This is a genomic window from Geodermatophilus sp. SYSU D00867, assembly GCF_054050315.1.
Window position 1 is genome coordinate 57,651 of sequence record NZ_JBJGZC010000002.1, and the last position, 12,981, is coordinate 70,631.

Annotated in this window: 6 protein-coding genes; 4 read left to right on the forward strand and 2 right to left on the reverse strand. The window is 68.4% G+C overall.

Going from position 1 to position 12,981, the window contains the following annotated elements; genetic code table 11:
* Positions 1-27 precede the first annotated feature (27 nt).
* Entirely contained in the window at positions 28-1,314 is a 1,287-nt protein-coding gene (locus tag ACI8AK_RS02380) for an ATP-binding protein (RefSeq protein WP_456954993.1), read from the forward strand.
* The gene (dcm, locus tag ACI8AK_RS02385; RefSeq protein WP_456954994.1) at positions 1,311-3,320 is read left to right on the forward strand and encodes a DNA (cytosine-5-)-methyltransferase; all 2,010 of its coding nucleotides are present in this window, start codon (positions 1,311-1,313) and stop codon (positions 3,318-3,320) included. Before ACI8AK_RS02380 ends, dcm begins: the two co-directional genes overlap by 4 nt.
* Here dcm and ACI8AK_RS02390 read toward each other — a convergent pair.
* Positions 3,277-5,424 carry a sigma-70 family RNA polymerase sigma factor gene (locus ACI8AK_RS02390; protein WP_456954995.1) on the reverse strand — a complete coding sequence of 716 codons (2,148 nt, stop codon included), beginning with the start codon at positions 5,422-5,424 and terminating at the stop codon, positions 3,277-3,279. The two genes, dcm and ACI8AK_RS02390, sit on opposite strands and share 44 nt — an antisense overlap.
* A 252-nt stretch (positions 5,425-5,676) precedes the next feature.
* Between ACI8AK_RS02390 and ACI8AK_RS02395 the strand changes: the two genes are divergently transcribed.
* Positions 5,677-11,295: an AAA domain-containing protein gene (locus tag ACI8AK_RS02395; RefSeq protein ID WP_456954996.1), complete on the forward strand. Its 5,619-nt coding sequence runs from the start codon at positions 5,677-5,679 to the stop codon at positions 11,293-11,295.
* A gap of 178 nt (positions 11,296-11,473) precedes the next feature.
* On the opposite strand, the gene ACI8AK_RS02400 is transcribed toward ACI8AK_RS02395, so the two are convergent.
* The gene (locus tag ACI8AK_RS02400) at positions 11,474-12,142 is read right to left on the reverse strand and encodes an HD domain-containing protein (protein ID WP_456954997.1); all 669 of its coding nucleotides are present in this window, start codon (positions 12,140-12,142) and stop codon (positions 11,474-11,476) included.
* 106 nt (positions 12,143-12,248) lie between these two features.
* On the opposite strand from ACI8AK_RS02400, the gene ACI8AK_RS02405 reads away from it, so the two are divergent.
* The gene (locus tag ACI8AK_RS02405) at positions 12,249-12,917 is read left to right on the forward strand and encodes an NUDIX hydrolase (RefSeq protein ID WP_456954998.1); all 669 of its coding nucleotides are present in this window, start codon (positions 12,249-12,251) and stop codon (positions 12,915-12,917) included.
* The last annotated feature ends 64 nt before the right edge of the window (positions 12,918-12,981 follow it).

Below are 12,981 nucleotides of genomic sequence, written 5' to 3' on the forward strand. Positions count from 1 at the left end.
CGGGATCCAAAGGTGCGAGGAGTGCATGTGTCCGCGAGTCGGCATCGATCCGTAGCTCCCTCGGCGGCCCGTCTTACCGAGTCGCTCAGGGACATCGGTTACGACTTTCCCTCGGCTGTCGCCGATCTCGTGGACAACAGCGTGATGGCTGGCGCCGAGAGCGTTGACGTGGTCGTCCGATTCGATGGTGTAAATTCCTCCGTGTCTATCTGTGACGACGGGGCTGGGATGAGCCCAAATGGTCTGGTCGAGGCTCTCCGTTTCGGCAGTCGACGAGCCTACGGATCAAGCGACCTCGGCCGGTACGGTCTGGGACTCAAGACGGCATCGCTCTCCCAGTGTCGCAGCGTCACTGTTGTGAGCCGTCGACTAGCCAATGGCCCAGTTGCCTCACGTGAACTGAACCTCGACACCATCATCGAATGGGATGACTGGCTCATCACCGCACCTGAGAAGTCTAGGACGGCGGATGCGCGGGCGCTTCTCGGTGAAGGTCGAGGTACGGTCGTCGTGTGGCGGAACCTCGACCGGGTGCTGCCCGAGAAGAACCCGGATGGCGGATGGGCCAGACGACGCATCGAGTCGTTGGCTAGGAAGACGGCGGACCACCTGAGGATGGTTTTCCACCGATTTCTGGAGGGTGTCGCCGAGCGGCCCTTGGTCATCACCGTGAACGGGGAGAAGCTGGAGCCGTGGAATCCGTTTGCGGTCGACGAGGAACACACGCTGCGGCTGCATACACAGACTTTCGAGCTGACCGCCGGTGAAGGTCTGGGGCGCGTGCGCCTCGACCGGTTCGTCCTTCCTGCGAAGGACGACTTCAGTACCTTGGCCCGCTTTGACGAACTCTCGGGACCGCTCAAGTGGAACCGCCAGCAGGGCCTCTACATCTACCGAGGCGACCGGTTGGTGCAGTGGGGCGGTTGGGCCGGCCTACGAGGTATCGATGAGCACCTCAAGCTGGCGAGAGCCTCGTTGGACTTTGACACCGAACTCGACGACCTCTTCCAGATCAACGTCGCCAAGATGCGCGTTTCAGTTCCCGCTCAACTCAAGCATCTACTCGAGCGCCCCATCAACGAGTTGTGCATGGCGGCGAACCAGAGATACCGCGACCGCGCAGGCAGGGTCTCGGAGACCGGCCGAGCGGACCGCGCCAACGCTGTAGCCGGTGAGCTGCCGGCGATGACAGGGCTCGCGTTGAGATCCGCAGCATTGCAGGCAGGGGAGTACGAAGCGTTCAAACGCATCGCGCAGCGGCTCGAGGCCGTCGCGCCTGACGTATGGCGAGCGCTCGGCTTCGCGTCTTCATGACCAACGGGGGTAGTGCAATTTCCGTCCAGGAGCACCAAGAAGAGGTCGGCCAGGCGTTGGGTGTTGAACCCGTGCGAGCCCCTTATGGCGTCAAGCTCGTCCGCGGTCCCTTCGTCAAGCTGTCACCGCATCCTGAGCGCGCAACCACCCGCGAAGAGTTGATCGCGGTGGTCGACCGTCTCCGAGAGCAAGAGCCGGAGGCCCGCTTGGCGGCGGACCTGTTCAGCGGCGCTGGGGGGATCAGCCTGGGACTCGAGCGATCCGGTTTCCGGAGTGTGGTGGCCGTCGATCACTATCCCGAAGCCGTCGAGACCCACGGGCACCACTTTCGAGGCATGAGTCTCAACTGGGATCTCTCAGATGTTGAGCGCATCGAGGAGTTGGCCGAGCTCCTGACTGCAATCCAGGTCGACCTGATCGCAGGTGGGCCGCCGTGCCAACCCTTCTCCAAGGCTGGCCGTTCAGGTATTCGACACCGAGTGCGGCATGGGCTCCGCGACCCACATGACCAGCGAAGGGACCTGTGGCGGTCCTTCCTCGAGGTCGTCCAGTTGGTGCGACCTCCTGCTGTTCTCATGGAGAACGTTCCCGACATGGCGCTCGATCGGGAGATGTTCATCCTCCGGTCGATGGTGGAAGAGCTGGAGGACCTCGGCTACGGCGTCGAGGAACGGATCGTAGACACCTGGCGGTACGGGGTTCCACAGTTCCGGCAGCGTCTGATCCTCGTCGCCCTACGGGACGGGCTCGCCTTCCAGTGGCCGACGGAATCCGCCGAACGCGTCTCCGTGTGGAATGCCATCGGTGACATGCCTGAGGTCGACGGAGGCTGGCGGCCCGACGGTGGTGCCGATGGCTGGGCGGAGTACGACGGTCCGCTGACGTCCTTCCAGCACCGGATGCGTGAGGGGATTCCGGCGTCGGAGGCCTCGCGGCTTTACGACCACATCACCCGGCCTGTGCGTGAAGATGACGCCCGAGCCTTCGAACTGATGGACTCGTCCACGCGCTACTCGGACCTCCCTGCGGAGATGAAGCGCTATCGCGACGACATCTTCGACGACAAGTACAAGCGTCTGGACGAGAACGACCTGTCGCGGACGATTACCGCGCACATCGCCAAGGACGGTTACTGGTACATCCATCCCCGACAGGGGCGCACGATCACCGTCCGCGAGGCAGCGCGGCTGCAGACCTTCCCCGACTGGTACCGGTTTGCAGGGCCCCCGTCAGCGGCCTTCAAGCAGATAGGCAATGCGGTACCGCCGCTGCTCGCCGAGCACCTTGGCCATGCGATCAACCGAGCGCTCGATGCAAAGGACAAGGCCAGCTCCTCCACTAGAGCGGTCGCAGCCGTGCTCTCGGACTGGTTCTCGGAGATCGAGCCGAGAGGAGTCCCCTGGCTGCGTGCGACCACCAGATGGCAGGTCGTCTCGGCGGAACTCCTGCTCGACCGGGCCACAGCCGACGTCACGAAGCTCCTGTGGCCCATCCTCCGCGGGTGGGAGACGCCAGAGTCGACGCAGGACAGCGACGAGGCGCTGCGTGAGATCGGGACCCACATGGGTCGTGGGCCACGCGCCCTCCAGGTCCTCGAGCTCGCGGACTGGCTGTCGGAGCACCCAGGCGCCTTGGAGGAGGCCGAGGCATCCGCGACTCCCATACCGATCGCACCTTCAGCGGCACTCGAGCTGGCCTCACTCGTCGTCCCCGTGGCCGGTGACGAGGCGTCGGAAGAGCCGGTACTCGCCACCAAGGGCGTTCTCCGGGTTGCTGCGCGGGTCAGCGGTGACAACGTGGACCGCAAGAACCGTCTGAGCGACGGTCGCATGGCAGTGGCCCGGATAATCGGAGGTGGGTCGAACGCGCGTGCCGCACACCTGGCGCTCATCGAGGTAGCCGCGAGCATCTGCCGGCCGGCGGAGCCGCTCTGTGACCTGTGCCCATTGCAGCAGGTGTGCATCAGCTCCCGAGCCGACGAGCGAAGAGCATCGATGCTGTTCTAGTCCGGCGGCTCACAGGACGTCGGTTGTTCGACGCCGTGATCGATCGGGGGTTCGTCATAGGCATCCGTACGGCAAACGGCTCGGCGCGCCACGAAAGGTCGCGATCCACCTTAGACGCCAAAAACTTTAGCCCTTTCGCCTCGAGCTGACGGATGCGCTCTCGCGTGACCCCGAACTCGCCACCGATGTCCTCCAAGGTCATCGCTTCGTAAGGGGGGAAGCCGAATCGCATCCGGAGGATGGTGCCCTCTCTAACTGGGAGCACGTCCAATGCCAGCCTGGCTGAGTTCTCCAGCGCCCTTCGCGCGAGATGTTCGCTGTCATCGCTCACGAGGGCGCGGATGCTCGAGGCCGTCTCTTCGTCCTCCAGTAGGAAGTCGAGGCTGATGGGCTCCCGGGCGTACTGCTGGATCTCCAGCACCTTGTCCGGGGTGATGTCCATCTCCTTGGCCAGCTCCTCCGGGGTCGGCTCGCGCCCGAGGTCCTGGAGCAGCTCGCGCTGGATGCGGCCGAGTTTGTTGATGACCTCGACCATGTGCACCGGGATGCGGATGGTGCGGGCCTGGTCGGCCATCGCGCGGGTGATCGCCTGCCGGATCCACCAGGTGGCGTACGTGGAGAACTTGTAGCCCTTGGTGTAGTCGAACTTCTCGACCGCGCGGATCAGGCCGAGGTTGCCCTCCTGGATCAGGTCCAGGAACGCCATGCCGCGGCCGGTGTAGCGCTTGGCGAGGGAGACCACCAGGCGGAGGTTGGCCTCCAGCAGGTGGTTCTTGGCGCGCTCGCCGTCGCGGATGATCCAGTTGAGGTCGCGGCGCATCTGCGGGGAGAGCTTCTGGCCCTCCTCCTCGACCTGGCGCATGCGCTCGGCGGCGTACAGGCCGGCCTCGATGCGCTTGGCCAGGTCGACCTCCTCCTCGGCGTTGAGGAGGGCGACCTTGCCGATCTGCTTGAGGTAGGCGCGGACCGAGTCGGCCGAGGCGGTGAGCTCGGCGTCCTTGCGGGCCTGCCGCAGCGCCTCGGACTCCTCCTCGTCGTCCCACTCGAAGTCGCCGCCCTCGGCGGTCTCCTCGGCGGCGGGCGCCTCGGCCTCGGCGCCGTCGGGACCGGCGACGACGGTCTCGTCGATCGACTGACGGCCGGTGGCCCGCGAGGACGGCATCGGACCCAGGACGCCCGCTGGCTGCCGGAGTGCACGGCCCTGCTGAGCGGATCCGACCCTGTTGGCGGCAGCCGGCCCGTCTGGTTGGCGAACGGCTTGTGGAGCTGAGGCGGCGGGCTGCACTGGCGGGCCAGCTGACTGCCTTACCGGACGAAACTCCTCTGTCCCCTTCCGCTGGCTGAGCTCCTCCTCTCGTGACGTCAGGACGAGGAAGTCCGTGAACACGTCCGTCAGGGACTGGGAGTGCCCGACTAGAGGGCCGTCGCAGGTGTCGATGAGAACAAGGTCCCCTGGGTGAGGCGTCACCGTCTCATGTGCGGCAAGAGCGTCCGAAGTGGCGACGAGTACGTGACAGTCCTCGAGGCTGTCGTAGTTGCCCGCGCCCAGCTGGCCGACCTCGATGTCAGGTAGGAACCGCTCTACGACCTCGATCCACGACGACTGCGAAGTCGGCAGCGCCGTGATGACGAGGACCTGCGCGCCTTCGAGCAGGACTTCCCGCACTGCTGCTGCTCCGACGAGCCAACGGTGGCCGTTGTCGGACACGTGGATCCGTCCGCGCCGCCCTGCTGACAACCACCGGTCCAGTGCAGCGCGGTGCTCGACGTCGAGCCTCGTCCGTAGATCCGGCAGCAGGAAGTCCGCCTCTTGCCCACTGTCAGGAACCGCGTTGTCTCGTTCCCGTCGCTCGTGCGCGCTGTCAGCAGCGTCCCCAGTGGTCACCGGAGTGCCGTCCGCAGGAGCACTCACTGGCGCCTCAGCGGACGAGGCTTCGCGGACGACCGTTACTGAGCGCAGCTCGGCTTCGAGCTGTTGCAGCCGCTGCTCCATGTCATCGATGCGGGCCCGCAGCGCATCGCGCTCATCCTGGAGTGCGTGGTTCCGAGACATGAGTCGACGGAGGACCACCCAGGGGTCGACAACGGCATCGGGGGAGTCCATAGGTAGAACGGTCCTTCCGCGAGCCACTGCTGTCCTTCGCTGGTGCGGAACCGTATGGCACCGGAACGACAGGAGGTGTTGCGACTCGACGCAGGTGCCCAGTCAGCCACCCGATCGTTGACCCCTGGGACTCCCGTGGCGCCAGCGATGGACTCTGGTGCGCGGGTCTGGCCCCTGTCAGTGAGGCGCTCTAGCGTGTCCTCGTGAACCGGTCAGGTTCGGAACTGCGCTTCACCGCTACGGGGGAACAGCTTGTCGACGCTGCCGGCTGCCATGCGCGCAATGGACCCGGCTCTCAAGGACAAAGTCAACCGGCTCATCCAGTTCCTCAAGGACCTGGTGACCGCTCGGGCTGTGCCGGTCCGGCAGATCAGCGGCCACCTCGACCACCTGTGGCTCGACGGTGTACGTGACCTCGCCGCCGTCGACGGTGAGGTCGGTGCGGGTGCCGTCCTGCTCCGCCTACCGCGCGTCGTCCTCGAGCCGTCCCCGGCGGTGCCGGAGGTCCTCCACGGCTGGATCCCGCTGACCGAGCGCGACGACAGCTCCCTCGAGGCTCCCCGGCTGCGTGCTCAGGGTCCCGCTCGGGACGGCGCCCAGGTGTCGCTCGACGACCACCCCGAGGTTACCGAGGCCTACGAGCGCTGGCTGCCGGTCTGGCAGGCGTGGGCCGAGCACGACCGCCCGCAGCGGGTCCTGCACCGCACCTACGACCAGCTGCGCACCATGCGCCAGCAGACGCTCGAGAACCCCGAGAGCGTCGAGGCCGTCCTGGCAGGAGGTCTGCTACAACTCCCGGACGCGGGTGTCCGGACGCACGTCCTCACTCACCGCGTCGTCATCGACATCGAGGTCGAGACCGGAGACGCCGTCGTCCGGCTCGACCCGTCCTCGGCCGGCACGGCGCTCGAGGACGGCCGCGTCCTCGCCGGCCTCGACGGTGTCTTCGACGACGGTGGCACCTCCGTGCTCCGCAGCCGGATCGCCGACCTCGACGTCCGTCCCGCCAGTGACAACGCCCTGACGTTCCTCAAGGAGTGGGCGGGCCGTGCGCTGCTCCGGCAGGTCGACGTCGCGCCCGACTGGACGGTGCCGGCACCGGGCAAGCTGTCGCTCACGGTGACTCCGGCGGTCGTCCTCCGTCGGCGTGGGGCCTATGCCCTGCAGGAGTACTACAACGACATCGAGCGCACCCTCGCCGGAGACGGTGAGCCGGTCCCGCTGGGGCTGGCACAGCTGGTCGAGTCGATCGAGGCGGACGAGCGGGTGGCCTGGCTCGAGTCCGCGGGTGCCACCGCTGGTGCGGACGTGGCCGACGATCCGCTGTTCCCCCTGCCCGCCAACGAGGAGCAGGCGCAGATCATCCGGCGGCTGCGTGGGGACACCGGCGTCGTCGTCGAGGGGCCGCCCGGTACCGGCAAGACGCACACCATCGCGAACTTGATGTCGGCCCTGCTCGCGCGCGGCCAGCGGGTCCTGGTCACCAGCGAGAAGGCGCAGGCCCTCAAGGTGCTGCGCGACAAGCTGCCCGCCGAGATGCAGGAGCTCTGCGTCGCGATCACCGACGCCGGCCGCGGTGGCTCCACCGAGCTCAGCCGCAGCGTCGCCCGGCTGGCCTCCGAGCACTCGTCCTACAACCGCGATCGATCCCAGCGCGTCATCCACGACCTCGTCGGCAAGCTGGACCAAGCCCGTGGTCGCCGTGCTCGGGTCCTCGAGGACGTCCGCTCCCTGCGTGAGTCCGAGACGTACCAGCACCCGGAGGTCGCGCCCGGTTACGCCGGCACCCTCGCCCGCATCGCCGAACGCGTCGCTGCGGCGGGGGACACCAGCAACTGGATGCCCGTCCCCGCCACCGGAGAGCTGCCGTTGACGGTGGCCGAGGTCGACGAGCTCCGCCGCGAGCTGCCCGCTGACACGGACCTCCGGCGTCGCCGTCGCGACCAGGTCATGCCCCCGGCGTCGGCGCTGCCCGAACTCGCTGTGGTGCGCCTGCTGGCGAAGGAAGTCACTCGAGGCGCCGAGGCGCGCGCCACCCAGTCAGGGCCGCTGGCCGACGTGCTCGGTCAGCTGGACGCACCCACCCTCGCCGCGCTTGTGCGGGTCTGCGGCGACATCCGGGACGGACTGGCCGAGCTGGCCAGCGGCACGGACGCGAGCTGGGCGATGCCCGTCCTCGACACCGTCCTGCGCCGCGACAACGAGCTGCTCTGGCAGCAGATCGGGCAGGCGCGACAGCTCGTCGACGACGCCCGCGGGATGCACGAGCAGATCGGTTTCCGCGACGTCCAGTACGCCGGTGAGGCCCCTCTCGCGCCGACCGGCCAGGTCTTCGCCGACCTCGCCGCGTACCTGCATGGCGGCGGTGCTCTGAAGAAGTTGTTCAAGAGCGACCAGCAGAAGGCCGCGGAGCCGCACCTGCCACTGGCCACTGTCGACGGTCAACCGGTGACGACGGCCGCGCAGGCACACCTGGTCTCGCTGCACCTGCTGTCGCTGGCGCGACTCCAGGCGTTCGCCTCGGCGACCGGGATGCTCGGCATCCCCGGTGGCGTGGGGGGACCGCGCCCGCTGCAGATCTCCCACGCACACCGCGTGGTCGGCACGATTGCGGCGATCGAGACTCTCCGCGTCGCTCGGGACCAGCTCGCCCAGCAGCTGGGGGGCATCCCCGCTATGCCCCGGGTCGACCTGGTCACGACCGTGGGTGTGCGCGGCTTCGTCGACGTCACCACCGTCTTCGCCGACGTTGAGATCGCCCGACGGGCGACCGACGAACTGGAGCGGCTGGCCGTGTCGCTGGCCGGCACAGTTGAGCGTGGGCAGCGTCCACCCGAGCTCGACGCCGCCATCGACGCGCTGAGGGCGGCCGACGCCTCGACCTACGAGGCAGCGGTCCACGACCTGGACCTCGCCGGTCGCGAGCAGCGCGCCCAGGCTCGATGCGACGAGCTCGCCGGACGGCTGGGCGCCACTGCGCCGGCATTGCTCGCCCTCCTCCGGGACACGGCCACCGACCCTGTCTGGGCCGAGCGGCTGCCGCAGCTCGAGGCGGCCTGGGACTGGGCGCGGGCGGCGACCTTCGTCCGGGAGCGCACCGCGCCCGGGCGGGAAGAGGAGCTCGACCGGCAGCTCGCCGGCGTCGACCGCGACATCGCCAAGCTGACCGCCGAGCTGGCGGCCCAGCGGGCGTGGCAGGCCTGCATGGAGCGGATGACCGCTCGCCAGGTGACCGCGCTGCAGGCCTACCGGGACAGCATGGCCAACGTCGGCAAGGGCAGTGGGAAGTACGCCCAGCGCTACCGGCTCGCCGCCCGTGAGGCCATGACGGAGGCCCAGGGCGCTGTGCCGGCCTGGGTCATGCCGCTGCAGGAGGTACTCGCCTCCATCCCGCCGCAGCAGGGCGCCTTCGACGTCGTCATCGTCGACGAGGCCAGCCAGGTCGGCATCGAGAACCTGTTCCTGCTGTGGCTCGCCCCACGGGTCATCGTGGTCGGCGACGACAAGCAGTGCACGCCCTCCGAGGTCAAGCACGGGGCGCTCGACAAGGTCTTCGACCGCCTCGACACCCTGCTGCCTGATGTCCCGAACTATCTGCGGTCGGGTTTCACGCCGCGGTCGAGCGTCTTCTCGCTCCTGCGGACCCGGTTCGGTCAGGTTATCCGGCTGCGGGAGCACTTCCGCTGCATGCCGGAGATCATCACGTGGTCGTCGCAGATGTTCTATCGCGATGCACCGCTGGTGCCGGTGCGGCAGCACGGGGCGGACCGGCTGCCGCCGCTGCGGTCGAGCTTCGTCCCCGGCGCCTACATCCAGGGCGCCAACGCGCAGCTGCGCAACGTGGTCGAGGCCGAGGCGGTGGTCGAGGCCCTCGTCGGTTGCCTGCAGGACCCGGCCTACGACCGCAAGACGTTCGGCGTCGTGGTCCTGCAGGGGCAGGCGCAGGTCGACGTCATCCGCGACGCGCTGCTCAGCCGCGTCAACCCGGAGGAGTGGGAGCGGCGCGCCATCCGGATCGGCACCCCGCCGGACTTCCAGGGGGACGAGCGGGACGTCGTCCTGCTGAGCCTGGTCACCGCTCCGGACCACAAGCGGCAGACGCAGACCCGACTCGATGCGCAGCGTGCGTACAACGTCGCCGCGTCGCGGGCCCGCGACCAGCTGTGGCTGTTCCACTCTGTGATGGCGGATCAGCTGCGGCCCGACGACCTGCGAGCCCAGCTCCTCACGTACATGACGTCGACTCCGGTCGCTGCCGCGGCGGCGATGCCCGAGGACGTGCCCGAGGACGAGCGGCATCCCGACTTCGACAGCCTCTTCGAGCAGCGGGTCTTCCGGCGCATCCAGCAGCGTGGCTACCACGTGACCCCGCAGGTCGAGGTCAACGGCCGGCGCATCGACCTCGTCATCACCGGTGCGCAGGGGAAGCTCGCGGTCGAGTGCGACGGCGACGCGTGGCACAGCACGCCCGAGCAGGTGGCCAGCGACTTCGCCCGCGAGCTCGAGCTGCGTCGCTGCGGCTGGCAGTTCTGGCGCATCCGTGAGTCCCGGTTCTACTTGGACCCCGAGGCAGCTCTTGCTGACCTGTGGCTCACGCTCGACCGACGCGGCATCGGTCCCACACGTATTGCCACCGATGACGGCATCGCCGCGGACTGGGCGCCGGTTGAGATACCAGGCACTAGCGAACCTGACGAAGAGGAGCCCTCCGACGACGTCATTGTGGTGGACGAGGCTGCCCCTTCCAACGGATCTCCGACCGCCCACACCGCGATGGAGTCCTTCAGCGCGGTCATGCCGGAGCCGGCACCGCTGACACCTGCGCCGTCGGAAGTCACCTCCCCCCGCCCAGTCAGGCCGCAGCTCGATGAGAGATTGCGTGAAGCGCTCGAGATCGTCCGAGGCGACAGCGGAGAGAAGGGTGATCCGGAGCGGCTGGTTCTAGAACTAGCGGCTCATGGCGCGGTTAACACCGAGATGGTCCGCCGCTTCCTCGAGGTGACGCCGGAAGAGGCGCGACTGCTGCTCACGCGCATGACCGTCGCGGGTCTGCTCGAGCGTCGCGGGGCCACGAGGGGGACGCACTACGTCCGCCTCGACCCAGGGGCGGGCTCGCCGGCAGCAGCCTCCACAGGCATCAGCGCAGCAGGTCCCGGGAGGAACAGCACGACGCCCCCCGCGGCCGTCGCACCCACAGCCGTTGCCCCGACGAATGGAAGGGGAGCACCAGGTAGCGGCTCGGGCCCAGCCGTCCTCAAGCAGCCGACGGCTGCAGCGGATGAGCTGGAGCCGGACCGCATCCGGGCGTCAGTTCTGGCCCTTGCAGGAGCAACGGGTTTGACGACGGAGCTCGTTTCCAGCCAGTTGGGGATTGACCCAGGTAAAGCCTCGTGGATCCTGAGGAGCCTCAGCGCAGAGGGCCGGCTCGACCAGCGCGGTTGGGGACGTAGCGCGCGGTATGTGCTGCCCGCGCCGAGTAGCGCGGGGCGCAAGCTGCCCCCAGCGGCGCAGTCGCCGAGCACCTCAACGGGAATTGAGGATGAATCGCTGGCCGCCTCCAAGAAGCTGAAGTTGGAGTTCGATCGACGCTTGCGTCGGGACATGGCTGAGGTCACCCGACGGACCGGCTACCGCCCGACCTACTTCCAGCGGATGTTGAACGAACAAGGTGGATGGCGGGCGGCGCGCCAACTGCTGGCCGAGGCCAAGGTGCACGACGGCTTGTCGACGCTGTGGGAAGCGGGGTTGCTTGATTTAAGTGTTGAAGTGGCGGTGTTGGATCCCCGATTCACATCTCTTTTCACATCTGCGGAAGTCGAGCGGGCACGTCAACGACTCCAAGACCTCGGACACGCGCCACGCGGCGGCTAGAACGATGAGCTGCCTGGCACGAGAGATCAGAAGAGCGCTGTCTGGCCGGCTGGGAGCGGGGACGAGTAATCCCATGCGGAGCCGTGGCGGCCACTGACAGCTCACCATGTCAACGTGGCTGACGTGTCCTCAGATGGCAGCTTCTGGCAGGTTCGTCCGGTCGGTGGGGCCGATCTAATTAAGGGACAATCGCTGAAAGATCCGTGGGGACTTCGGCCCGCTTGACGCCTGCGGCGCTGAGCAGCTCGGCGACCGCCCGCTGCAGCGCTGCGGTGATCGAGCGTCCGGGCAGCCCCTCGGCGACGGCCCGTTCGACGCTCGTGTAGTACCAGAGCAGCTCGTCGCGCGAGGCGTTGAAGGTCGACCAGAACTGCGGCCCGTACCGGCGGACGTCGGCGGCGATGCAGAGCCCGTTGTGCGTCTTGTCCGCCGCGGTCACCAGCAGGGCGTCGAGGGACTTGTCGCTCAGTCCGGCGACGTACGGCCGCTTGCGCTCGGACCACGTCCCGCTGCGATTGCCGTCGGCGTCCAGTCCGTCTGAGCAGGCCCGCACGATGTCCGCGACGTCGTCGCCGAAGCGCGCGCGGATGTCGGCGAGGACGGCGCCGCCGGCGCCGGCCGGCGCGTCCTCGACGGCGTCGTGCAGCAGCCCGGCGATCGCCTGGTCCTCGGTGCCGCCGTGCTCGAGCACCAGCGCGCTGACGCTCATCAGGTGCGTCAGGTAGGGCACTCGCGAGCCCTTGCGCAGCTGCTCCCGGTGGTGCTCCGCCGCGTAGGCCAGCGCCTCGTCGTAGCGACTCGACAGCGGACCGCTGCCCATCGTCCGGCGGTCCTCGAGTGACGTCATCCGCTCAGTCCTCCCATCCGGCCGGCGGTGCCCCCTCGCTCCGAGCCGACCGCTCGCGTAGTTTGCGCACGAACGCGCAAACTCATATTAGACGGGAGTCGCGTTAATGTCCACGGCCGAGTACCGCGACAGCTCCGGCCGACGATTGGTCGACTACCCGCGGCCGTCGGTCGCCGTCGACACGGCCGTGTTGACCCCCGACCCCGAGCGGGGGCTGCTGGTCCTCCTCGTCCGCCGCGACAGCGCGAGCCGGTCCGACGCGTGGGCGTTGCCGGGGACCTTCCTGCACGAGGGGGAGACCCTCGCCGACGCGGTGCTGCGGTCGCTCGACCAGAAGGCCGGCCTCCGCGGCCAGGCGCCGCGGCAGCTGCACGTCTTCGACGACCCGCGGCGCGACGACCGGGGCTGGGTGCTGTCGGTGGCGCACGTCGTCCTGCTGCCGACGGCGGTCGTCGCACCGGTCGGCGAAACGCGCCCGGGCGACGTCCAGATGCGCCCGGTGGCAGAGGCGATCGGCCTGCCCTTCGACCACGACGACATCGTGGAGATGGCGGTCGCCCTGGTCCGGGCCGCCTATGCCGAGCGGCCGGATCCGGAGCGGCTGCTGCCGGAGCCGTTCACCCTGCGCGACCTGCGGCGGCTGCACGAGGCCGTCGCCGGCCGGCGCCTGCAGCCCGACGTCTTCCGGCGGCACGTCAGGGACCGCCTCGAGAGCACGGGGGAGATGACCCGCGGGTCGGTCGGGCGGCCGGCCGAGCTCTTCCGGCACGGCTGACGACAGGTCGGGGTGGCGTCTGAGGTTCGTGGGACGTGTCGGTTCCCGACGTCCGCCGGACCGG

Excerpts from the sequence above, each read along its gene's own strand:
- dcm (WP_456954994.1), top strand. The coding sequence starts at position 1,311 with ATGACCAACGGGGGTAGTGCAATTTCCGTCCAGGAGCACCAAGAAGAG.
- ACI8AK_RS02405 (WP_456954998.1), top strand. The coding sequence starts at position 12,249 with ATGTCCACGGCCGAGTACCGCGACAGCTCCGGCCGACGATTGGTCGAC.
- ACI8AK_RS02400 (WP_456954997.1), bottom strand. The coding sequence starts at position 12,142 with ATGACGTCACTCGAGGACCGCCGGACGATGGGCAGCGGTCCGCTGTCG.
- ACI8AK_RS02390 (WP_456954995.1), bottom strand. The coding sequence starts at position 5,424 with ATGGACTCCCCCGATGCCGTTGTCGACCCCTGGGTGGTCCTCCGTCGA.